The organism is Erythrobacter sp., from assembly GCF_023653175.1.
GTDB lineage: Bacteria > Pseudomonadota > Alphaproteobacteria > Sphingomonadales > Sphingomonadaceae > Erythrobacter.
Map to the genome: position 1 here is coordinate 14,065 of NZ_JAMNXL010000015.1, position 21,855 is coordinate 35,919.

Sequence of the window (21,855 nt, forward strand, 5' to 3'; positions counted from 1 at the left end):
GCACCCGGCTGGAAAAACGCTCTAGCGGCGGACGCGCCCCATATGCGCTATCGCAGGTGATTGCAGCCAGGAATGGCCGCTATCCACCACCATCCGCCGCCGGAGCGCGGTGCGTCCGATCAGCATCGGGAACTGCATCTGGGATCTGTCCGCCAGGCTGATTTCCGCCCGGAAGGTGAGATTACCGATCCTCAGCGGCGTCTTAATGACAAAGCGGGTCTGCTGGTCGCCGTTCGACGAGGTGATGCCGCGCAGGTCGACATGGATCGCCTCGCAGAAGTGCCGCGTCCCGTCCCAGTCGACCGCGAAGCGCACGAAGCGCTCGCCCCCACGGACGAAATCCTCGACCAAATGGGCGTGGAGCGAGGAGGTGCGCGCGCCGGTGTCGATCTTGGCGGGAATGCCGGCAAGCCCGAGCTCGGGCAGGCTCACCAGCTCGCGCCAGCCCACGACAAGAGGGGGTCTGGCTGCCATCAGGGCAGGATAGCCATCCCGTCCCCGCCCTCGCCAGAGGTGAAGCGGCGAAGGACGGTGCCGCGCTCGTAATCGACCTCGGCGACAGTATCGCTGGCGGTTTCGGCGACATAGATGCGGCGGCCGTCCTTCGACCACAGGATCGTCACCTGAAAGCGCGCCTCGGCCTCGGCGGGCGAGGAGACGGGGATGGTGCGGATCACCTTGGCGGTGGCGGTGTCGATCACGCTGAGGATGCCGTCCTGAAGATCGCTGGTCACCGCAACATCGCCTTGCGGGCGCACCGCGATGCGCAAGGGGAAGCGCCCGGTGGGAACCGTCTTGCGCACCTCCATCGACTGGGGATCGAGCGCGAAGGCCTGATTGGAACCGCGCGCCGAGACCCACAACGTGCTGCCGTCGGGCGAGAGCGCGATGCCTTCAGGCTCCTCGCCGACGGTCACCGACAGGGGCGCGCGGCGGGTCTTCAGATCGATCCGGGTGACCGTGCGCGAGCCCAGATCGGTGGTCCAGGCGGTGCGCTCGTCGGGGCTGATGGCGAGCATGTGACTGCCCTCCTTGCCGGTCCCGAACTCGAAAAGTGTGGTAGCGCTGGTCAGCGGGCCGACCAGCTGGAAGATCGAGCGCCGTCCCTCGGCAGTCGCATAAATGGTGCCGCTGGCGTGCCACACGATCCCGTGCGGACCGGCATTGGCGCCGAGATCGATGCTGCGCACCTTTTCGAGGGTGTCGGTGCGGAAGATGTCGACGCTCGTCCCGCCGTAGCAGGCGAGCGCGACGTGCTTGCCATCGGGCGAGGTGGCGAGTTCGTGCGGGTTGGTGCAGCTTGGCACCCTGAGCACTTCCGCGCCGGTCGCCAGATCGACCTTGGAGAGCGTGTTGCCGCGCTTGCCAGCGACGAACAGCGCCCCCTCCGGCCCTTCCCCTGCAAGCGCTGCCGGAGTGCCGGCGGCAAGCACCGCCAGCACCCCTGCTAGGGCGATAATGGCTCCGCTCCCGCGTCCCATCACCAGCCCGCCGTCTCGCCCTTGTTCTGCTGGTCGAGCCATTTCTTGAGCGGGGCGAAATATTCGACCATCGCCTTGCCGCTCATCTGCCGTGTCCCGGTGAAGGCCTCGAGCGCGTCGGGCCAGGGCTTGGAGGCGCCCAGCTCGAGCATCGCATCAAGCTTCGCACCCACCTCCTTGTTGCCATAGAACGAGCAGCGGTGGAGCGGCCCCTTCCACCCGGCGGTGTCGCAGGCGGACTTGTAGAACTGGAACTGCAGCAGCCGCGCGAGGAAGTAGCGGGTGTAGGAGACGTTGGCCGGAATGTGATACTTGGCCCCCGCATCGAACCCGGCCGGATCGCGCGGCACCGGCGGGACGATGCCCTGATAGTCGCGGCGCAAATCGTTCCAGCCCGTGTTGATCTCGGCCTCCGGGATCGAGCCGTCATAGAGGCCCCAGCGATAGCGGTCGAGCAGCAGGCCGAAGGGCAGGAAGGCGACCTTGTCCATCGCCTGACGCAGCAGCAGGCCGATGTCCTTGTCGGCGCTCGGCACGTCCTTGGGATCGAGCATGTCGATCTGCACCAGATATTCGGGCGTGATCGACAGCGCGATCATGTCGCCGATCGCCTCGTGGAAGCCGTCATTGGCGCCGTTGAGATGCAGGTAGTCCTGCCCGTTATAGGCGCGCTGGTAGTAGTTGTGACCGAGCTCGTGGTGGATGGTGACGAAGTCGTCGCCATTGGGCTTGATGCACATCTTGATGCGCAGATCGTCGACATTGTCGATGTTCCAGGCCGAGGCATGACACACCACCTCGCGGTCAGCCGGTTTGGTGAACTGGCTGCGTTCCCAGAAGGTCGCGGGAAGCGGGTCAAAGCCCAGCGAGGAGAAGAACTGCTCGCCGACCTTGACCATGCCGACCGCATCGAGGTTCTTCTTCGCGATCAGATCGGTGACGTCATAGCCGATATCGCCCGCACCCGCAGGCGCGACCAGCGGGTAGATGTTGCCCCATTCCTGCGCCCACATGTTGCCGAGCAGGTCGGCGCGGATCGGGCCGGTGCGCGGCTGGACGGCATCGCCGTATTTCTCGTTGAGCTTGCGACGCACATAGGTGTGGAGCGCGATGTAGAGCGGCTTCACCTCCTGCCACATCCGCTCGGTCTCGGCGGCGAATTGTTCCGGCGGCATGTCATAGCCCGACCGCCACATCGCGCCGTAATCGGCAAAGCCCAGCTCCTTGGCGCCCTCATTGGCGAGCGCGGACATGCGGACATAGTCGCCGCGCATCGGGGCGCCGACATTGTCGTGCCAGCTCGCCCACATTTCCTTGAGCTCATCGGGCGTGCGCTCGAGATTGCCCATCTCGGCCTCGATGTCGCTACCGTTGATCGGCTGGCCGTTCAGCGTTCCCTTGCCGCGGCCATAGGCCGAGCCGAGGCGCGTGGCGATTTCATTGAGCTCCTCGGCCGCGCCGGGGCGGTTGGGAGCGGGCAGCGAAATTCCGTTCCTGAGCATGTCGAGCTTGCGCGCTGTCTCGGCATCGAGCCCGGAAACCCGCGCATAGCGTGCCGCCTCGTTCGCATAGCCGACCTGCTTGACCGTCAGCTCGGCGCCGTAGCGCGCCGCGAGCGTGTCGCTGTCGTGGTTGATATAGGTGGCGTTGAGCCAGGAGACGTGGCCGTTTTCCTTCGAGAAGGCGGCAAGATCGGCCTCGACCATGGCGATCCACGCCGCGGCGCCCTCGGGCGTTTCGGGATAGGTCGCGACCGCGGCCGGGGCCGGCAGGTTCTCTTGCGCCGCCAGCGGCGCGGCTATGGCGATGGCGAGCGCGGCGACGGCGCCCTTCAGCAGGGGGGCGGCAGATTTCATTGCGAGGGGTTCCCGTCAGTCATGTGACAATGGTGTCAGGTTTGAACGCGCTTGCCGGTGGAATCAAGCAGCGAGGAAGCCTGCAATCGCCGAGCCGAGTTCTGGCTTCGTCACACTGCCCATATGCGTGCCGGGGACTGCGACATGGCGTGCGTCCGGCAGCAGCGCGGCGAGGTCCTCGGCCGAGCCGTTGTCGCGATCCTCGTCGCCGCAGATCACGGCTGTCGGCATGGTGATGCCTGCGAGCGCCTCAAGGTCGAAATCGTCCATCGCGTCAAGCAATAGCCGCGCGGCGGTGCGGTCGACCCCTTGGGATTTCAGGAAAGTGCGCGCGGCATAGGCCGGATCGCCGGGGCGGATGGTGTCGAATTCGTCGATCACCCGCTTGAAGAAATCCGCGCGGCGCGCCCAACCGGCAAGTCCCTCGACCCCCATCCCGCAGATGCACAGGCGGCGCGGCTCGAGCACCCCGTGCGCCACCGTGTGGACTGCGGTGCGCGCGCCCAGCGAGAAGCCGACAAGATCGAACCCGCCCGGCTCGAGCGCGTAATGCTCAGCGAGCGCGGCGACATCGCGCACCAGCACGCCGGTGGGATAGGCGCCCGCCTCACGCGGGGCATCGCTCTCACCATGGACGCGGAAATCGAGCATGATCGCCCGGAAGCCCGCGGCCGCAAGCCGCTCGGCATGGCCCCACTTGATCCAGTTCATCTGCGCCGAGGAAAACAGCCCGTGGAGTAGCACCACCGGGCGGCCCTCTCCCAAAATGTGGACCGCAAGCTGGGTGCCGTCGAAGCTGGCGAAGCGATCCGTGACCGGCATGCTCATGCCAGCCCTACGAAGGCGACCCATTCCTCGGTGCTGCGCGGCTGTTCGTCCATCACCCTCGCGCCCTCGGGCAGGCCGATCCACGGCTGCTTGCTCCTGACCCACACATGACCGGCCGGGACGAATGACGCGCTGTTGTCGAGCGTGCCGCAGCGCAGGCTCGCCATCCCCTCCCGTGCGTCGTTGGTGGCATAAATCCGCGCCTTGCACTTCGCGCAGCCGTAAATGCGCGAATGCGCCCCGCTCGGCTGATCATACTCACCGATGTCGAGTTCGCCAGTGATTGCAAGGTCGGCGAGCGCAAACAGCATGTGTTCGGAAAAGGCGCTGCCGGTGCGGCTCTGGCAATCGGTGCAGTGGCAGGCATAGGCGTTGAGACGCAGGCCCTCCCGCAGCGTGTAGCGCACCGCGCCGCACAGGCACCCGCCGGTGAGTTCGCCCTTCATCGCGGCTGCAACCCCTTCTGCTCCATCCGCCACTTGGCCATGGCGATGCGGTCCTGCCCGAAGAAGGGCTCGCCCTCGAACACCAGCGTCGGCACGCCCCAGTGGCCCGCGGCCTCCAGCGCTGCCTGGTTGGCTTCGATCTCGGCATCGAGCGCCGCCGCATCATCGGCCGCCTCGGCCGCGAGCGCGGCGAAATCGAGGCCTGCGCGGGCGGTGGCATCAGCGAGGTGGTCGCCCTCATGCCAATTGTCGACGGTGCCCGACCAGATCACCCGCGAAACCTCGTCGGCAAAGGCGAGGCCCCGCCCCGCCCGCTCGGCCGCCTGCCCCATGCGGCACAGGCGGTGGATATGCGGCTGCTCGGCCGCGATTTCGCGGGTCATGAGGTTCTGCACCACCGGATCGGGGCGCGGCCAGCGGTAGGGAAGCCCAAGCATCTGCGCAGAGCGGGCGGCATCGATGAAGATGTAGCGCCCGACATTGGGGTTGCCGGTGAACAGCAGCGAGGGATCGCGGATCGCGATCGGCCACACGGTGCGCAAGGCTATGGCGAGGTCATATTCCTCGGCCATGGCCCGGTATCGCCCGACCGCGAGGTAGGAATAGGGCGAGCGGAAGCTGAAGAACAGGTCGGCGTGGAGCGTCATGGCCGACCTGCTAGCGCGCTTCGGGGCGGGCGACCAGTGCCTGCTTCGCCGGAGCAGGCAATCCCGCCCGGAATTGGCAGGAACGCAGCCGCTAAGGACCGAGGCGCGCGATCAGCGGAAGAAGCACTGGGTTCCGGCGTAGAGCATCTCCACCCTGTCGCCGGTGATGAAGCCGCCGAGCTTCTCGCCAAGCGCGAATTCCTCGCCCAGCGTGCTGGCCTCGACCTTGGCAAAGCCGGGTGCGGCCTCGACGCCAGCGCGCGGAGTGCCGAGTTGGACCGTGCCGACCAGAGCGATCGTGCCGCTCGCCGCACGGTCGCCGTCCTGCGGCAGGTGCCAGTTCCAGCCTACAAGCTTGCCATCCTGAAAATGCGCGGTGAGACCGCCGGCGTAATCGGTGAAGGTAATCGGCCCGGCGCCGCATTCGGGGTTCTCGCCGCTGCGCAGCGCCTCGCCCAGCGCCTTGGCGAGCGCGGCCTCGACCTCGACCTTGCCGGCGGCAAAGAAGAAGCTCTCGGCCCCCGCGGTCATCCCGTCCGGGCGGAGCGCGACGGCATTGGCCGCGACCGGCGCCGGCTCCGCCTCGCCAGAGCGCTTTTCAGCCGGGTTCGGCACCCCGCCGCTGTCGCAGGCCGCCAGCACGAGCGCGCCCGCAAGCGCGATGAGAGCAAGACGCATCGGCCCTATCCCTTCTTGAGGTGGCGGCGGCCGAGCAGCTCGGCGATCTGCACCGCGTTCAATGCCGCGCCCTTCCTCAGGTTGTCCGAGACCACCCAGATGGTCAGCCCGTTCTCGACCGTGGGATCCTCGCGCACACGGCTGACGAAGGTCGCCGCATCGCCGACGCATTCGATCGGGGTGATGTATCCGCCGTCCTCGCGCTTGTCGATCAGCATGACGCCGGGCGCCTCGCGCAGGATGTCCATCGCCGCTTCGGCGCTGAGTTCGTTCTCGAACTCGATATTGACCGCCTCCGAGTGCCCGACGAACACCGGCACGCGCACGCAGGTCGCGGTCAGCTTGATCTTGGGATCGAGAATCTTCTTGGTCTCGACCACCATCTTCCACTCTTCCTTGGTCGAGCCGTCGTCGAGGAAGACGTCGATATGCGGAATGACGTTGAAGGCGATCTGCTTGGTGAACTTGGCGGGCTCGACCGGATCGCCGACGAAGATGGCGCGGCTCTGCGTGAACAGCTCGTCCATCCCGGCCTTGCCCGCACCGGACGTTGATTGGTAGGTCGAGACCACCACGCGCTTGATCGTCGCGGCATCATGCAGGGGCTTCAGCGCCACCACCAGCTGCGCGGTCGAGCAGTTGGGGTTGGCGATGATGTTGCGGGCCTTGTAGCCGTCGATCGCGTCGGGGTTCACTTCCGGCACCACCAACGGCACATCGGGGTCCATACGATAGAGCGACGAGTTGTCGATGACGACACAACCAGCTGCCGCTGCCTTGGGGGCATATTCCTTGGCCGGGCCGGAGCCGGCCGCGAACAGCGCGATGTCCCAGCCGGCGAAGTCGAAATGCTCGATGTTCTTGCACTTGAGCATCTTGCCGGTGTCGCCGAACTCGACCTCGCTGCCGACCGAACGCGACGATGCGACCGCGGCGACCTCGTCGCACGGAAATTCGCGCTCGGCCAAGACCTGCATCATCTCGCGCCCGACATTGCCGGTCGCGCCGACCACTGCCACCCGGTAACCCACTTGGCATTCTCCTGTGTTTTGCAGGTGCGAGATAGCGACGGGTGCGCCAAGCGCAACCGCTATCGTCGCCGTGCAGACCTATTCCGGCCCTATTCCGGAGGCGTCACCCCGTGCGCTTGGAGGAAGCGGAAGATGCCGTTCCAGACATGCGGGCCGATCTTCGGCCCCGACACGCGGTGGGTGTAGCCGGGGTAGAGCATCATCTCGAAGGGCGTGTTGCTCTCCTGGAGGACGCTGATGAGCTCCGAGGAGTTCTCGAAGATCACGTTGTCGTCGGCCATGCCGTGGATCAGCAGCAGCGGATCGGCGATTTTGGTGGCTTGCGGAATGGCGCTCGCCCTCTCGTAAGCCTCGGGCACTTCGCGGGGATCGCCCATGTAGCGTTCGGTGTAGTGGGTGTCATAAAGCTCCCAGCGCGTCACCGGCGCGCCCGCGATGCCGGCGGCGTAGAGCCCCGGATCGGCCTCGAGCATCTTCAGCGTCATGTAGCCGCCATAGGACCAGCCATAGGTGGCGATCTTCGCCGGATCGACATAGTCGAGGCTCTTGAGAAACAGCGCCCCCGCCTTCTGGTCGCGCACCTCGGCCCCGCCCATCGCGCGGTAGAGCGGCTGTTCGAAATCCACGCCGCGGTTGGCCGAGCCACGGTTGTCGAGCTCAAAGAAGATGTAGCCCTTGTCGACAATCGCCTGCGCGAGGGCCCCGCCCCAGCCCTTCGTCACCGTCTGCGGCCCCGGCCCGCCATAGTGCTGGAAGAACACCGGGTAGCGCTTGCCCGGCTCCATCTTGGGCCGCAGCATCATCCAGTGGAGCGGCGTGCCGTCCTCGGCGGCGATGGTGCCGTATTCGGGCGTCACATGGCTGGCGAGGAAGGGCGCATAGGGGTGTTCGCCCTCGACCCGGTTCTCCTCGATCCACGCGACCCGGCTGCCATCGGGCGTGGCAAGGTAGGACTGCGGCGGCTGGCCCCCGCCCGAGCGACTGACATAGAGCAGGCGGCCTGCGCTATCCATGCTGGCGCTGTTGGTGAAGGCGGGATCGGTGAGCAGTTCGGGCTCGCCGCTGCCGTCCAGCCGCGCGCGATAAATCTGCTGGGTGAGGACGTCGGTGGTCGCCTGATAGGTGAAGGTGCCGGCCACCTCGTCCACCCCGACCAGCGCGGTGGTGGGCGACGTCCCCTTGGTCAGCTGCGCCCACTGGCCATCGGCATAGCGGTAAAAGTGCCCGAAGCCGTCGCGCTCGGACCACCACAGCAGGCTGCCGTCCTTGAGGAAGCGGTAATTGTCGGAGAGGTTGATCCAGTAATCGGGCCGCGCGGCGGTTTCGGTGAACAGAAGCGTGCTCGCGCCCGTGGCGGGATCGACCTTGAGCACATCGATCCGCGTCTGCGCGCGGTCTTGCCGCTGGACGTAGATCGCCGAGGCGTCGGGCGCCCAGTCGACGCGGGCGACATAGATGTCGATGTTGAGCCCGAGGTCGATCTTGACGCTGCCCGTCCCGTCGGGGTTCATCACGAACAGCTCGACCACGGCGTTGTCGGTGCCCGCCGCGGGGTAGCGCTGGTCGAAGACCTTGGTGCCCTTCGCCCCGATCGCCGCCCGGGTGACGATGCCGACTGCGGCCTCGTCGGTGCGCTGGACGACGAGGCGGGTGTCGTCGGGCGCCCACCAATAGCCTTGCAGGCGCGCCATTTCCTCCTGCGCGACGAACTCCGCCTCGCCCCAGCGGATCGTCTCGGCCTCGCCTGCGGGCGTGATCGGCTGCGCCTCGCCACCGACCGGGCCGACCCACAGCCGCCGGTCGCGCACGAAGCTGACCGCGCCGCCCCTGGGCGACAATTGCGGGTTGAGTTCGGTGCCTTCGGTATCGGTGAGGCGGGTGACCGTGCCATCGAGCTTGGCCAGAAACAGGTCGCCATCCAGCGGCACCAGCACGCCCGCGCCGTTGCTCGCCCACTGGTAGGCGATGATCCCCTTGAGGCTGCCGACCCGCGCGCGCTCGCGCTGCATTTTCTCGTCCTCGGACAGCTCGCGCCCAGAGCCGAGCTTTTCCGAATCGACCAGCATCCGCCATTCGCGGGTCTCGATATCGTAGCCCCACAGGTCATAACGGTCGCGGTCATCGGCGCGGTTGCGCAGCAGCGTGAGGAAGCGCCCGTCGGGCGCAAGCTTCACCTGCCGCGGCGCAGGGCCATCGAGGCCGGGGGAAGCAAAGACGCGCTCGAAGGTCAGGGCGGGGGCTTCGGTGGTCACGGGAGCCTCCGCCATGGCTGGGGCTGCGAGAAAAAGAGTGGCAGCAGCAAGGATGAAACGCATTCCAAAAGTCACCTCGTCATTGCGAGCAACCGCATGGTTGCGCGGCAATCCATCGCCAGACCTTGGATTGCTTCGCTAGCGCTCGCAATGACGAAAAAGCGGCCCGAATGCAAAAGGGCGGCCCCGCAGGACCGCCCTTCATGTTTCGTGGGCCGAAAGAGCCTTACGCCTTGGGCGCGTTCATCTTGCGCTCGACGATACGCGCGCTCTTGCCGGTGCGGCCGCGCAGGTAATAGAGCTTGGCGCGACGCACCACGCCGCGGCGGACCACGGTGATGCTTTCGACGATCGGCGAGTAGAGCGGGAAGACGCGCTCGACTCCTTCGCCGAAGCTCATCTTGCGCACGGTGAAGTTCGAACCCATGCCGCGGTTCGAGCGGGCGATCACAACGCCTTCATAGGCCTGGATACGCTCGCGGTTGCCTTCCTTCACCTTCACGCCGACGCGGACGGTGTCGCCTGCGCGGAATTCGGGGATGTCCTTGCCGGACTTGGCGATTTCTTCGGCTTCAATCTGCTGGATCAGGTTCACTGGTCCGGTTCCTTAGTTTTGCGCCGCGCGCCAGAGGCAGGTTGGACCCGAGCGCCCTCATAGCGCTCCCACAAGTCCGGCCTGCGTGACCGTGTATCAGATTCGCTTTGCAGCTTTCGCCACGCCGCGATCCTCGCATGATCCCCCGATCGCAGCACTTCGGGGATCGTGCGCCCTTCCCATTCCTGAGGTCGGGTATAGTGCGGGTATTCGAGGAGGCCGTTTTCGTACGACTCCTCAGTCCCGCTGGAAGTCGCGCCCATTACTCCGGGAAGCAGCCGAATGCAAGCATCAAGGATGGTGAGCGCCGCCATCTCGCCGCCCGAGAGCACGATGTCGGCGAGGGAGACCTGCTCGATCTCGGGTCGGGCCTCGAACAGGCGCTCGTCGAAGCCCTCGAAGCGGCCGCACAGGATGATGACGCCGGGGCCTGCCGCGAGCTCGCGGATGCGGGCCTGGCTGATGGGTTTCCCGCGCGGGGTCATGGCGAGGATGGGACGCAAATCCTCCCCCACCGGGGGAGGGGGACCATCCGCAGGATGGTGGAGGGGCAGGTGCGAGTGTTCCGAACCGCTGATGTCAGGAACAACCGAGGGTGCCCCTCCACCCCCGACTTCGTCGGCGGTCCCCCTCCCCGTTCCGGGGAGGATTACGCTGTCCAAAGCCCTCCCCAACACATCGCACTTGAGCACCATCCCCGCCCCGCCGCCCGCCGGCGTATCATCGACGGTGCGGTGCTTGTCGGTGGCGAAGTCGCGGATCTGCACCGTCTCGCACGCCCACTTGCCCTCGGCCATGGCGCGTCCCGCGAGCGAGACTCCAAGCGGCCCGGGGAACATCTCCGGGTAGAGCGTGAGGATGGTGGCGGCGAAGGTCATGTCTTGACATTCCGGGACTTCCAGAGCCGGACCAAAAGAGCAACCGGCAAAGCGACTGCAAGATAGGCGACTGGCACGACTGCCCCAAAAAACACGAAGGCAATGAAGTCGGCGCGTCCAGTGTCGAAATCGCCTTCCTGCCACCCGTCGGGGATGGGCCGCGGAAAGACCATTACTGCCAACGCTATTCCGAGGGACAGAAGCGGCAGGATCGCAATCCCCCACCACCATTTGGGGAGCTTACCCGACGCCGTCATGCTTCGGACCAGCAGAGAAATAGACGTCGCGAAAGTAAGAGCGGTCATGATGTCGGTCGCGCTAGACATCAGCCTCTCCGCTCCACGTCACCCCGCCCTTCGCCCGCGTATCGACATTAAGCTCGAAGACATCGGGCCGCGCATAATGCCCGTCGCTATCGAGGTTCGTCAAACCTTCGGCCACCTCGGCAAGGTCGAGCTCGGCAAAGAGCGTCTCCTCCCCCTCCCCCGCCTGCGCGATCACGCGGGTATCGGGCGCGGCGATCAGCGAGCCGCCGCGGTTGAGCACCTCACCGGGGATCGCCTCGAGCAGCTCGCGCGCGGCGGCGTCACCACCGACACGCTCCAGACCATCGAGCAAATCATCCTTCATCTGCACCAGTCCCGCGGCCAGCACAAAGCACCGCCCCTCCATCGCATAGTGGCGCGAGGCGATCTGGTGACTCTCGCGCACCGTCGGCCAAGCCGCCACGTGCACATCCTCGCCGAGGTTATGCATCGCCGCGCGGGCGAGCGGCATCCAGTGCTCCCAGCAGATCAGCGAGCCGATGCGGCCCCACTCGGCCTGATGCACGCCCAGCGTCGAGCCATCGCCGCGCGCCCAGATCAGGCGTTCGCCGTGGGTGGGCACCAGCTTGCGGTGGCCGAGCGGCGGCAGTCCGGGTCGGAAGGTCAGCTGGTTGTTGACGAGGCTGCGCCGCACCCGCTCATGCGCGCCGATGGAAATGATCGCCCCGCTCGCATCGGCGAGTTCCTGCAAGGGCAGCAGCCGCTCGTCATTGGCGACCACCGCCTGCTCGAGCATGATCCGGTGCAGCGCCATCGACCCGGGGTGATCCCACAAGGCCGCGCCAGGCGCCTCGTCGAGCCACAGCGGATAGCCGCCCAGAAAGGTTTCTCCGAAGGCAACCACCTTCGCGCCGCTCTCCACTGCCTCACTGGCGAGGCGGACGGCCTTGTCGATCCCGCCCTGAAAATCGAGCGGGACAGGCGCGGCTTGCACGATGGCGACAGGAAGCTTGGTCATGCCCGCCACTTACGCGCGGGGGCTATCCTCCGCAACCGCCGCAGCCGCCCCCGCCGCAGCCCGAGCCGCCATCGCTGCTGCTGCCGCCGCAGCCCGAACCGCCGTCACCCTCGGGCTTGCGCATCGCGTGGACCGGCTCCCACGGGGTGCCGACCAGCACCGCGGTGCCGAACAGCGCCACAGCCATCGCCGCCTCGTCAGGCATGGGCGCGCGCGAGAAGCGGCCGTTCCTCTCGCGCAGGTCGTGCACCGCCGCAGCGCCCGCCGCCGTGCGCGGGTCGACCGTTACGAAGCGGACCACCGCGATGGCGAAGGTGAGGATCAGCAGCATGACCAGAAAGCCCGTCGGCTCGCCCACCGCGTCACCCACCCGCTGGCGGTACAGCCCGAGCAGGAACAGCGCCGCCAGCGGCGTGATCGCCAGCCAGCGCAGCCGGGCGAATTCCGTATCGCGCATCAGGAGCCCCGCGCGCTGGAGCTTGGCCGCGACCCGCTCGGCATGGGCGGCGAGCGCCGTCCTCGCATCGGCAAGGCTGAGCGGCTCGCCCGCCTCGAGCAGCGCGCGGGCCGCAGGCGAGACCGCGACATTACGGTGGGTGATGGCAAGCTTGCCCTTCTCGCCCTCGCCCAGCGCGCCGTGCACGAAGAGTTCGGCCAGCAGCGAATCGGCGAGCCGCTTCCGCCCGCCGGCGAGCACGGCAATGCTCTCGACATCATCGAGGTTGCCGCGGCGCCCGGAGTCGCGCAGGAGGTTGGGGATCCACCATGCGCTGGCCCCGGCGAAACCCAGCAAGACGCTGTAGAACAGCAGGAAATCGCTGCCCGTCCAGGACGAGAACAGCTCCATCACATTATCCTTCCCACGAGCCATCCTCCGGCGAAGAGGGAGAGGCCCAGCGCCAGTGCGACCCGACGGTGAAGCACAATATCACGCCAAAGGTTAATGCGAACACCCCGCGGATCGACGGCAAAGCGCCGATGTGCGCCCGGCCAGATGTCGCCGGGCGGCGCGCTGCCAAAGGCGCTCTCGTAGGCGGCAAGGGTGGCGGCATATTGGTGGTAGAAGCGATCCCGCTCGACCGGGCCGCCCTGCGTCGGCCCGTGGTGGAGATCGGCGCCGAGCACGCGGGCGCAGAAGTTCTGCCAGTAATCGCGGCTGTAGGTGAGGTGGAGATGCCAGGCCTGATCGACCGCATCCGACGGCGTGACCTCGTGGCCTGCGGTCATCGCCAGATAGCAGAAGCGCTTGTATTCGCCGATCACGCGCTCGGCATGGGCGAGGCTCCAGCGGTTCTCGCGCGCGAGCCGGGCAGCAAAGGAAAGCGATGCGTCCGCCGGGCCGATGAGGTGGTCGGCGATGCGCTGCCAGAGAGCGGCGTCTGCGGGCGTATCCACGCCGTCAATTATCGGCGAAATCCGCGGCTATCACAAGCCGATTGTCGTCCCATTCGATCACCGCGGCGGGGATCATCGGGACCATGAAGGTCTTCGGGCCCTTTTCGGGGGCGGGTTCGAGGGTGATCTCGATGATGTCGGTCGCGCCGAAATTCTCGATCGCGGCGACGGTGCCGATCACGTCTCCGGCGTCGGTGACGACGGGAAGGCCAAGGAGGTCGGCGTGGTAGAATTCGCCCTCGACCAGCGGCGGGAGCGCCTCGCGCGGGACGGTCAGCACCGTGCCGCGCAACCTTTCCGCATCGGCGCGCGAGGTGCTCTCGGCAAGGCGGGCGACCGCCCCGCCCTTCCCGTCCTCGCGGATCTTTACCAGCGTGAGCGCGCCATCATTGAAGCTCTTGTGCTGCGCGAGCGCGGCGACGCCCTCGCCGAACAGCTTCAGGCGCACCTCGCCCGCCACCCCGTGCGCGCCGGCAATGGCGGCAAGGGTGACGGGCTTGGCCATCTGCGCTTAGCCTTCGGCCTGTTCTTCAGCGGCGGCTTCTTCAGCAGCCGGAGCCTCTTCCGCGGCGGCTTCTTCAGCAGGGGCAGCGGCTGCGGCGCGGGCTTCTTCTTCAGCAGCGCGGGCGGCTTCCTCGGCCTCGGCGATCTTGGCGGCACGCTCTTCGGCGCGTTCCTTGGCCTTCTCGCCCGGTTCGCCCTTCTTGGGGTTCACGCGGGCTGCGCGCTCCTTGATGCCGGCGGCATCGAGGAAGCGGGCGACGCGGTCGGTCGGCTGCGCGCCGACGCCGAGCCAGTAGCGGGCGCGGTCTTCGATCAGCTTCACGCGGTCGGCCGAATCCTTGGCGAGCAGCGGGTTATAGGTGCCGATCTGCTCGAGATACTTGCCGTCGCGCGGGCTACGGCTGTTGGCGACGACGATGCGGTAATAGGGACGCTTCTTGGCACCGCCGCGCGAGAGCCGGATGGAAATCGACATGAGTAGTAACCTTTCGAGAAAATTGAACTTTTTAACCTAAACTTCTGACTTTAAACTATTTCTTGAACCGCGGGGGTCCTCCTAGGCCGGGCAGGCCGCCCATCGGCCCGGGGCCGCCAAGTCCGGGGAGGCCGCCAGCGCCGCCGCCCATTCCGCCCATGCCGCCCATCGGGCCGCCGCCGCCGCCGAACATCGCGGCGAGGCCCTTCAATCCGCCCATCTTCTTGATCTGCTTCATCGCGCGGGCCATTTCCTGGTGCATCTTGAGCACCTTGTTGACCGTCTGCACATCGGTCCCGCTGCCCGCCGCGACGCGCTTCTTGCGCTTGGCGTTCATCAGGTCGGGGTTGGCGCGTTCCTTGGCGGTCATCGAGGAGATGATCGCCTCCATGTGGACCAGCACCTTGTCGTCCATGCCCGAATTGGCGATGGCTGCCTTGGCCTTCTTCATGCCCGGCATCATGCCCGCCAGCATCCCGAGTCCGCCCATGTTGCGCATCTGCTTGAGCTGCATGGCCAAATCGTCGAGGTCGAACTTGCCCTTCTCGAGGTTGCGGGCGAGCTTTTCGGCGTCCTCTTCCTTGATCGTCGCCGCGGCGCGCTCGACGAGGCTGACGACGTCGCCCATGCCGAGGATGCGGTCTGCGACCGAGCCGGGGCGGAAGGGTTCGATCGCGTCGAGCTTTTCGCCGGTGCCGGCAAATTTGATCGGCTTGCCGGTGACCGCGCGCATCGAGAGCGCCGCGCCGCCGCGGGCATCGCCGTCCATGCGGGTGAGCACGACGCCGGTGAGCGGCACTTCGCTGCTGAAGGACTGCGCGACGTTGACCGCGTCCTGACCTGTCAACGAGTCGACAACCAGCAGCACTTCACCCGGCGACGACACGCCTGCGACCGCCTTCATCTCTGCCATCAGCGCGTCATCGACGTGGAGACGGCCCGCAGTGTCGAGCAGCAGCACGTCGAAATTCTGGAGCCGCGCGGATTCCATCGCGCGGCGCGCAATGTCGACCGGCTGTTGGCCGGCCACGATCGGCAGGGTCGCCACGTCGACTTGCGTGCCCAGCACCGCCAGCTGCTCCTGCGCGGCCGGACGGTTGACGTCGAGCGAGGCCATCAGCGCCTTTTTGCCGTGGCGCTCACGGATCAGCTTGGCGAGCTTGGCGGTGGTGGTCGTCTTGCCCGAGCCCTGCAGGCCGACCATCATGATCACGACCGGCGGCTTGGCATCGAGCTTGAGGCCCTCGACCTCCATCCCGCCCAGCGTCTCGACCAGCTCGTCATGGACGATCTTGATCACCATCTGGCCGGGGGTGACCGACTTCAGGACATCCTGCCCCACGGCCTTCTCGGTGACGGCATCGATGAAGCGGCGGGCGACGGGGAGCGCAACGTCGGCTTCGAGCAGCGCGATACGCACTTCGCGCATGGCATCGCGCACGTCCTGCTCACGCAGCGCGCCGCGGCCCTTGAGCTTGTCGAATACACCGCCAAGACGGTCTGACAGCGTGTCGAACATCGCCAACTTCTCCTGCCGGACACCGCGATGCCCGGAAAATGCGAAAAACGCCGGCGGACGAAACCTCGTCGGCCAGCGTTGCGAAACCGTGCCCCTCTGAGGCTACAAATTCCGACTTTGATCAGGATGACTGGTGGAGCCTAGCGGGATCGAACCGCTGACCTCAACACTGCCAGTGTTGCGCTCTCCCAGCTGAGCTAAGGCCCCGAGCCAGTCATCATGCAAGCCGGGCGAAGCGCCCTGCCTGCGGGAGGCGGCCATTAGTCGGGCCGCCCCCCCTTTGCAAGTGCAAAATCAGCTCTCGTCGTCTTCATCGTCGCCCGAGGTGGCAACGCCGAGATCGTCGTCACCGCCGAGGTCGACATCGTTGTCGGGCGAATCGCCGTCCTCGTCGATGTCCTCGATGTCTTCCAGGTCGCCCAGATCATCGTTACCGCCCAGATCGGCGTCGGCTTCGACATCGACCTTCTTCTCGACTTCCTCGAAGGGAATCGGCTGCTTGGACTTGAGCACAGGCTCGGGCGTCCAGGTCTCGCCGCATTCGATGCAGGAGACGGGATCTTCCTTGCCGAGATCGTAGAAGCGGGTCGCGCACTTCGGGCAGGTACGCTTGGTTCCCCATTCGGGCTTGGCCATTGTCATTCCTCAATTCGGGCCGCCCCGTGGCCGGAGCGGGCATGCAAGCTGCAAAAAATCGCAGGCGGCTTGGTCGCAAAAGGTGGGCGCGGCAAGCGCTTTATCAAGAGCCCGGGCCGCAGCGCGCGGGGCGCCTTGCCAGAAGCGCGGGGCGCTGTCAAAGACCGCCGCCTTATGACCAGCTACCGCTTCTCGTCCCTCGGCCCGCTGACCGGCTCGATCCGCGTTCCCGGCGACAAATCGATCAGCCACCGCTCGCTGATGTTTGCAGGGCTTGCGGTGGGCCGCAGCCGCATAACCGGGCTGCTCGAAGGCGAGGACGTGCTCGCCACCGCCGCCGCGATGCGCGCCTTCGGAGCGCAGATCGCGCGCGGGGAGGATGGCAGCTGGGTGGTGGACGGCGTCGGCGTCGGCAGCCTGCTAGAACCGAAACAGGCGCTCGACATGGGCAATTCGGGCACTTCGACGCGCCTCTTGATGGGCCTTGTCGCCAGCCACGCCATCACCGCGACCTTCACGGGCGATGCGAGCCTGTCGGGCCGCCCGATGAAGCGCGTGATCGATCCGCTCAGCCTGATGGGCGCCAGCTTCGAGGCTACGGCAGGCGGCACCCTCCCCCTGATGCTGCGCGGCGCCTCGCCCGCCGTGCCGATCACCTACCGCCTCCCCGTGGCAAGCGCGCAGGTGAAGAGCGCGGTGCTACTCGCCGGGCTCAACACGCCGGGCATCACCCGGTTGATCGAACCCGTCCCGACCCGCGACCACACTGAACGGATGCTCACCGGCTTCGGCGCGAAGCTCGAAGTGGGCGAGGAAAACGGCGAAACCATCATCAGCATCCACGGCGAGGCGGAATTGCGCCCCATGGATGTGGTTGTCCCCGGCGACCCTTCGTCCGCTGCCTTCTTCATGGTCGCCGCCACGCTGGTGCCGGGGAGCGACCTGACGATCATGAACGTCGGCCTCAACCCCACCCGCGCGGGGCTGCTCGCGGTGCTGCGGCAGATGGGCGCGGATATCGAGGAAGTCGACGACCGCGAAGTCGGCGGCGAGCCGGTCGCCGACCTCAGGGTGCGCCATGCGCCGCTCACCGGCGTGGACGTCGATCCGGCCATCGCGCCTGCCATGATCGACGAATTCCCGGTGCTGTTCGTCGCCGCCGCGCTCGCCGCAGGCACGACCCGCACCTCGGGTCTGGAGGAACTGCGGGTCAAGGAAAGCGACCGCCTCGCGGCAATGGCCGCCGCGCTGACGCTGGCGGGCGCGCGCGTCGAGGAGCACGAGGACGGCCTCACCATCCACGGCACCGGCGGCGAGGCCCTGCGCGGCACCCCCGCAGGCGCGAGCGTCGCCACCCGGCTCGATCACCGTATTGCCATGAGCATGGCGGTGGCGGGGCTGGTCAGCGAGGGCGGCGTCGAGGTCGACGACATTGCGCCGATCAACACAAGCTTCCCGACCTTCATGGGGCTGCTGGACGAGGCAGCGGCGGCGTGAACACCCCGCTCGACTGGCCGAGCCTCGTCGGCCTTGCCGGCACCGCCTGCATCATCGGCGCCTATGCCTATCTGACTCTCGCCAAGGCGACCAACCCCTTCCTGCTCCACGGCACCAATCTGCTTGGCGCGGCGCTGCTGACGGTCTCTCTGATCTATCACACCAACTGGGCGAGCATGGTGCTGGAGTTCTTCTGGGCCGCAATCGCGATCCTCGGGCTGGTGCGGGCGTGGCGGAGCCGGGGGGAGGCGGCCCCACCCCCTCCCCCAAGCGGGAGGGGAGACTTATGATCATCGCCGTCGACGGCCCCACCGCAAGCGGAAAGGGCACCATAGCCAAGGCGCTCGCGGCGCATTTCGCCCTGCCCCATCTCGATACCGGGCTGCTCTACCGCGCGGTCGGGCGGCAGGTGCAGCTGGCGGGCGGCAACCCGGATGACGCCCATGTGGCGCTCGCCGCCTGCGACTTTCCCGACGCCCTGCTGGGTGACCAGATCCTGCGCTCCGAGGAAGTCGGCGGCTATGCGAGCCGCGTCTCGGTCCACCCCGCGGTGCGCCGCGCGCTCTACGAACGCCAGCGCGCCTTCGCCCTGCAGGAGGGCGGCGCAGTGCTCGACGGGCGCGATATCGGCACGGTGATCGCCCCCGAGGCTGAGGTGAAGCTGTTCGTCACCGCCAGCACCGCCGAGCGTGCGCGGCGGCGCTGGCTGGAGATGACGGGGCGCGGGATTGCGGCCGATCTGGCCGAGATCGAGGCGGACATCGCCGCGCGCGACGAACGCGACATGAGCCGCGCCGACGCGCCGCTTATGGCCGCCCCCGGCGCGCAAATGCTCGACACCACCACGCTTGGCCGCAACGAGGCCATAGCCGCTGCGATCGCGGCGGTACAAGCAGCGCGCGCCTGAACGCGCTACTTGCCTTGCGGCATCCGATCACGCATCTATAACGCGTTATATATCGCGTTATGGAGAACCAGATGGCCGATGTCGTTGCCCAGATGGGCCCCGCTTTTCTGGGCAGTCGTCTGAAGCGCCTCGGTGAACGGATGCAGGCGGGCGCCGGGATCGTGACCGCGAGCGCCGGGCTGGCGCTTCAACCGGGGCATATGGCGGTACTGGCCGCGCTGCGCGGCGCTCCGCTGAGCGTGGGCCAACTGGCAGAGGCATGTGGCACCAGCCAGCCAGGTGCTACGCGCACGCTCGGCCAGCTGCGCGACCTCGGGATGATCGATGAGGTCGAGGCCCCCGACCAGCGCAGCCGGGTGGTGACGCTTTCGCCCAAGGGTCGCGAGGCGGCCATCGTCCTGATGCACGAGGTCTGGCCCCGCGTGGGGATGGCGGCACAACAGATCCTCGACCGGCTCGATGGGGATTTTCTCGCCGGTCTGACCGAGATCGAGCGTGCCTTGAGCGAAGCCTCGATCGGAGAGCGCGGGCTGCGCGTCACCCCGGGACCGCTGCGGCTGCGCGAATATGACGATGCCCTCGCCCATCACTTCCACGATATCAACGCCGATTGGATCGAGGCGATGTTCCGGCTCGAGGCGACCGATCGCGAGGTGCTGGAGAACCCGCGCAGCCGCATCGTCGAGCCGGGCGGGTGCATCCTTTTCGTCGAAGCGCCAGGCCTCGGGATCGTGGGGACCTGCGCCTTGCAGAAGACCGGCCCCGGCGCCTTCGAGCTGACCAAGATGGGCGTGCGCGAAACCGCGCGAGGGTTGAAGGTGGGCGAGTTCCTGCTCGAGGCGATCATCGCCCGTGCACAGGCGATGGGCGCGAGACAGCTGTACCTTCTCACCAACCATATCTGCGCGGCGGCGATCCACCTCTACGAGAAGCTCGGCTTCGTCCACGACGCGGGGATCATGGCGGACTACGGCGCGCGCTACGAACGCTGCGACGTGGCAATGCTCTACAAAGGCCGGTAGCACGCGCCGAGCCGCCATTTTCCTTGCGTTTTGCGCATTCCTCGCCTAGGCGCGCCCCGTTCTCGCAATCATCGCTGGTTGAAGGAACCTTCGCGCAGGCATGGGGCCGCGCGGAGAAGTCTGCCTCTTGCCCCGCCAGCCCGCGCAATGGTGCACGGGAAGCGGCAAAAGACCCCGGAAAAACCGGTGGCCGGTAGCACAACGAAACAGGACTTTCTGAGCCTATGGCAACGCAAATGCCCACCCGCGCCGATTTCGAGGCGCTCCTCAATGAACAGCTCGGCGGCGCCGGCGATGAAGGCTTCGAAGGCCGCGTCGTAAAGGGCACCGTCACCGCGATCGAGAACGGCTTTGCCGTCATCGACGTCGGCCTCAAGAGCGAAGGCCGCATCTCCCTCAAGGAGTTCTCGCGTGGCGAGGACGACCACGGCCTGACCGTCGGCGGCGAAGTCGAAGTCTTCGTCGACCGTGTCGAGAACGCCGATGGCGAAGCCATGCTCAGCCGTGACCGCGCCCGCCGCGAAGCCGCCTGGGACAAGCTGGAAAGCGAGTTCGGCGAAGGCAAGCGCGTCGAGGGCCGCATCTTCGGCCGCGTCAAGGGCGGCTTCACCGTCGATCTCGACGGCGCCGTGGCCTTCCTCCCCGGCTCGCAGGTCGATATCCGCCCGGTGCGCGATGTCACCCCGCTGATGGACGTGCCGCAGCCCTTCCAGATCCTGAAGATGGACCGTCGCCGCGGCAATATCGTCGTCTCGCGTCGTGCCGTCCTCGAAGAAACCCGCGCCGAACAGCGCAGCGAGCTCATCAATGACCTGGTCGAAGGCCAGATCATCGACGGCGTGGTCAAGAACATCACCGATTACGGTGCCTTCGTGGATCTCGGCGGCATCGACGGCCTGCTGCATGTCACCGACATGAGCTACAAGCGCGTCAACCACCCGAGCGAAGTGATCGCCATCGGCGACACGGTGACTGTCCAGATCGTGCGCATCAACGCCGAAACGCAGCGCATCAGCCTTGGCATGAAGCAGCTCGAAAGCGATCCGTGGGATGGCGTGGCCGCCAAGTACCCGGTTGGCATGAAGCTGCAGGGTCAGGTGACCAACATCACCGAGTACGGCGCCTTCGTCGAACTGGAAGCGGGCATCGAAGGCCTCGTCCACGTCAGCGAAATGAGCTGGACCAAGAAGAACGTCCACCCGGGCAAGATCGTCTCGACCTCGCAGGAAGTCGACGTGATGGTGCTCGAGGTCGACAGCGACAAGCGCCGCATCAGCCTCGGCCTCAAGCAGGCCCAGCGCAACCCGTGGGACGAGTTCGCCGAGAAGCACCCGGTCGGCAGCGAAGTCGAGGGCGAAGTCAAGAACGCCACCGAATTCGGCCTGTTCATCGGTCTCGACGGCGATGTGGACGGCATGGTGCACATGTCGGACATCGCCTGGGGCATCTCGGGCGAGGACGCGCTGGCGCTCCACCGCAAGGGCGAGATGGTCAAGGCCATCGTGCTCGATGTGGACGTCGACAAGGAGCGCATCAGCCTCGGCATGAAGCAGCTCGAAAAGGGCGCGCCTTCGGCTGAAGCAGCCTCGACCGGCTCGAGCCTGCGCAAGAACCAGACCGTCACCGTCACCGTACTCGAAGTGCGCGACGGCGGCCTTGAAGTGCAGGTTGGCGAAGACGGTGCGACCGGCTTCATCAAGCGCAGCGACCTCGGCCGCGACCGCGACGAACAGCGCCCCGACCGCTTCCAGGTCGGCAGCAAGATCGACGCGATGGTGATCGGCTTCGACCGTTCGAAGAAGCCCAACTTCTCGATCAAGGCGCGTCAGATCGCCGAAGAAAAGGAAGCGGTGGCCCAGTTCGGCTCGTCGGATTCGGGCGCTTCGCTCGGCGACATTCTCGGCGCCGCGCTCAAGAAGGGCCA

At 66.8% G+C, this 21,855-nt stretch carries 24 protein-coding genes and 1 tRNA gene; 5 read left to right on the forward strand and 20 right to left on the reverse strand.

Features of this window, described 5'->3' with window-relative positions:
* Nucleotides 1-21: 21 nt before the first annotated feature.
* From NBV68_RS03510 to NBV68_RS03605, 20 genes are all read right to left on the reverse strand, one after another.
* Entirely contained in the window at nt 22-474 is a 453-nt protein-coding gene (locus tag NBV68_RS03510; RefSeq protein ID WP_296307253.1) for a RimK/LysX family protein, read from the reverse strand.
* Nucleotides 474-1,481 carry a YncE family protein gene (locus NBV68_RS03515; RefSeq protein ID WP_296307299.1) on the reverse strand — a complete coding sequence of 336 codons (1,008 nt, stop codon included), beginning with the start codon at nt 1,479-1,481 and terminating at the stop codon, nt 474-476. Before NBV68_RS03515 ends, NBV68_RS03510 begins: the two co-directional genes overlap by 1 nt.
* A complete protein-coding gene (locus NBV68_RS03520; RefSeq protein ID WP_296307255.1) occupies nt 1,481-3,337 on the reverse strand; it encodes a M2 family metallopeptidase in 1,857 nt (618 codons plus the stop codon). The genes NBV68_RS03515 and NBV68_RS03520 overlap by 1 nt, the downstream gene beginning before the upstream one ends.
* Nucleotides 3,338-3,400: 63 nt before the next feature.
* Nucleotides 3,401-4,165: an alpha/beta fold hydrolase gene (locus NBV68_RS03525; protein ID WP_296307257.1), complete on the reverse strand. Its 765-nt coding sequence runs from the start codon at nt 4,163-4,165 to the stop codon at nt 3,401-3,403.
* On the reverse strand, nt 4,162-4,611 hold the full coding sequence (locus tag NBV68_RS03530) for a GFA family protein (protein WP_296307259.1): 450 nt from the start codon (nt 4,609-4,611) through the stop codon (nt 4,162-4,164). The genes NBV68_RS03525 and NBV68_RS03530 overlap by 4 nt, the downstream gene beginning before the upstream one ends.
* Nucleotides 4,608-5,258, reverse strand: a complete 651-nt coding sequence (locus tag NBV68_RS03535) for a DsbA family protein (RefSeq protein WP_296307262.1) — start codon at nt 5,256-5,258, stop codon at nt 4,608-4,610. The genes NBV68_RS03530 and NBV68_RS03535 overlap by 4 nt, the downstream gene beginning before the upstream one ends.
* A 111-nt stretch (nt 5,259-5,369) precedes the next feature.
* Nucleotides 5,370-5,936: an aspartate-semialdehyde dehydrogenase gene (locus tag NBV68_RS03540; RefSeq protein WP_296307263.1), complete on the reverse strand. Its 567-nt coding sequence runs from the start codon at nt 5,934-5,936 to the stop codon at nt 5,370-5,372.
* A 5-nt stretch (nt 5,937-5,941) separates the two neighbouring features.
* The gene (locus NBV68_RS03545; RefSeq protein WP_296307265.1) at nt 5,942-6,967 is read right to left on the reverse strand and encodes an aspartate-semialdehyde dehydrogenase; all 1,026 of its coding nucleotides are present in this window, start codon (nt 6,965-6,967) and stop codon (nt 5,942-5,944) included.
* Between the two features lie 89 nt (nt 6,968-7,056).
* Complete coding sequence (locus NBV68_RS03550) at nt 7,057-9,282, reverse strand: DPP IV N-terminal domain-containing protein (RefSeq protein WP_296307267.1); 2,226 nt, start codon at nt 9,280-9,282, stop codon at nt 7,057-7,059.
* Between the two features lie 163 nt (nt 9,283-9,445).
* Nucleotides 9,446-9,814, reverse strand: coding sequence for a 50S ribosomal protein L19 (rplS, locus tag NBV68_RS03555; RefSeq protein ID WP_296307269.1), 369 nt, complete (start codon nt 9,812-9,814; stop codon nt 9,446-9,448).
* The gene (trmD, locus tag NBV68_RS03560; RefSeq protein WP_296307270.1) at nt 9,811-10,692 is read right to left on the reverse strand and encodes a tRNA (guanosine(37)-N1)-methyltransferase TrmD; all 882 of its coding nucleotides are present in this window, start codon (nt 10,690-10,692) and stop codon (nt 9,811-9,813) included. Before trmD ends, rplS begins: the two co-directional genes overlap by 4 nt.
* The gene (locus tag NBV68_RS03565) at nt 10,689-11,018 is read right to left on the reverse strand and encodes a hypothetical protein (RefSeq protein WP_296307272.1); all 330 of its coding nucleotides are present in this window, start codon (nt 11,016-11,018) and stop codon (nt 10,689-10,691) included. Before NBV68_RS03565 ends, trmD begins: the two co-directional genes overlap by 4 nt.
* Nucleotides 11,011-11,976, reverse strand: coding sequence for a carbon-nitrogen hydrolase family protein (locus tag NBV68_RS03570; RefSeq protein WP_296307274.1), 966 nt, complete (start codon nt 11,974-11,976; stop codon nt 11,011-11,013). Before NBV68_RS03570 ends, NBV68_RS03565 begins: the two co-directional genes overlap by 8 nt.
* Before the next feature lie 22 nt (nt 11,977-11,998).
* Nucleotides 11,999-12,823, reverse strand: coding sequence for a TIGR04222 domain-containing membrane protein (locus NBV68_RS03575; protein WP_296307277.1), 825 nt, complete (start codon nt 12,821-12,823; stop codon nt 11,999-12,001).
* Nucleotides 12,823-13,371, reverse strand: coding sequence for a hypothetical protein (locus NBV68_RS03580; RefSeq protein ID WP_296307279.1), 549 nt, complete (start codon nt 13,369-13,371; stop codon nt 12,823-12,825). The genes NBV68_RS03575 and NBV68_RS03580 overlap by 1 nt, the downstream gene beginning before the upstream one ends.
* Nucleotides 13,372-13,375: 4 nt before the next feature.
* Nucleotides 13,376-13,876, reverse strand: coding sequence for a ribosome maturation factor RimM (gene rimM, locus NBV68_RS03585; RefSeq protein WP_296307281.1), 501 nt, complete (start codon nt 13,874-13,876; stop codon nt 13,376-13,378).
* 6 nt (nt 13,877-13,882) lie between these two features.
* A complete protein-coding gene (gene rpsP, locus NBV68_RS03590) occupies nt 13,883-14,350 on the reverse strand; it encodes a 30S ribosomal protein S16 (RefSeq protein ID WP_296307283.1) in 468 nt (155 codons plus the stop codon).
* Nucleotides 14,351-14,405: 55 nt separating this feature from the next.
* Nucleotides 14,406-15,869: a signal recognition particle protein gene (gene ffh / locus NBV68_RS03595; protein ID WP_296307285.1), complete on the reverse strand. Its 1,464-nt coding sequence runs from the start codon at nt 15,867-15,869 to the stop codon at nt 14,406-14,408.
* A gap of 131 nt (nt 15,870-16,000) precedes the next feature.
* Nucleotides 16,001-16,076, reverse strand: a tRNA-Ala gene (locus NBV68_RS03600).
* Nucleotides 16,077-16,163: 87 nt separating this feature from the next.
* Nucleotides 16,164-16,505 (reverse strand): TIGR02300 family protein, encoded by a 342-nt coding sequence (locus NBV68_RS03605; RefSeq protein WP_296307287.1) that lies wholly within the window; start codon nt 16,503-16,505, stop codon nt 16,164-16,166.
* Nucleotides 16,506-16,679: 174 nt separating this feature from the next.
* Between NBV68_RS03605 and aroA the strand changes: the two genes are divergently transcribed.
* From aroA to rpsA, 5 genes are all read left to right on the forward strand, one after another.
* Nucleotides 16,680-18,002 (forward strand): 3-phosphoshikimate 1-carboxyvinyltransferase, encoded by a 1,323-nt coding sequence (gene aroA, locus NBV68_RS03610; RefSeq protein ID WP_296307289.1) that lies wholly within the window; start codon nt 16,680-16,682, stop codon nt 18,000-18,002.
* The gene (locus tag NBV68_RS03615; RefSeq protein WP_296307291.1) at nt 17,999-18,292 is read left to right on the forward strand and encodes a permease; all 294 of its coding nucleotides are present in this window, start codon (nt 17,999-18,001) and stop codon (nt 18,290-18,292) included. The genes aroA and NBV68_RS03615 overlap by 4 nt, the downstream gene beginning before the upstream one ends.
* Nucleotides 18,289-18,909 (forward strand): d(CMP) kinase, encoded by a 621-nt coding sequence (locus NBV68_RS03620; protein ID WP_296307293.1) that lies wholly within the window; start codon nt 18,289-18,291, stop codon nt 18,907-18,909. The genes NBV68_RS03615 and NBV68_RS03620 overlap by 4 nt, the downstream gene beginning before the upstream one ends.
* A 71-nt stretch (nt 18,910-18,980) precedes the next feature.
* The gene (locus NBV68_RS03625; RefSeq protein WP_296307295.1) at nt 18,981-19,931 is read left to right on the forward strand and encodes a bifunctional helix-turn-helix transcriptional regulator/GNAT family N-acetyltransferase; all 951 of its coding nucleotides are present in this window, start codon (nt 18,981-18,983) and stop codon (nt 19,929-19,931) included.
* Nucleotides 19,932-20,155: 224 nt separating this feature from the next.
* A partial coding sequence (gene rpsA / locus NBV68_RS03630; RefSeq protein WP_296307297.1) for a 30S ribosomal protein S1 occupies nt 20,156-21,855 on the forward strand: 1,700 nt, incomplete at its 3' end.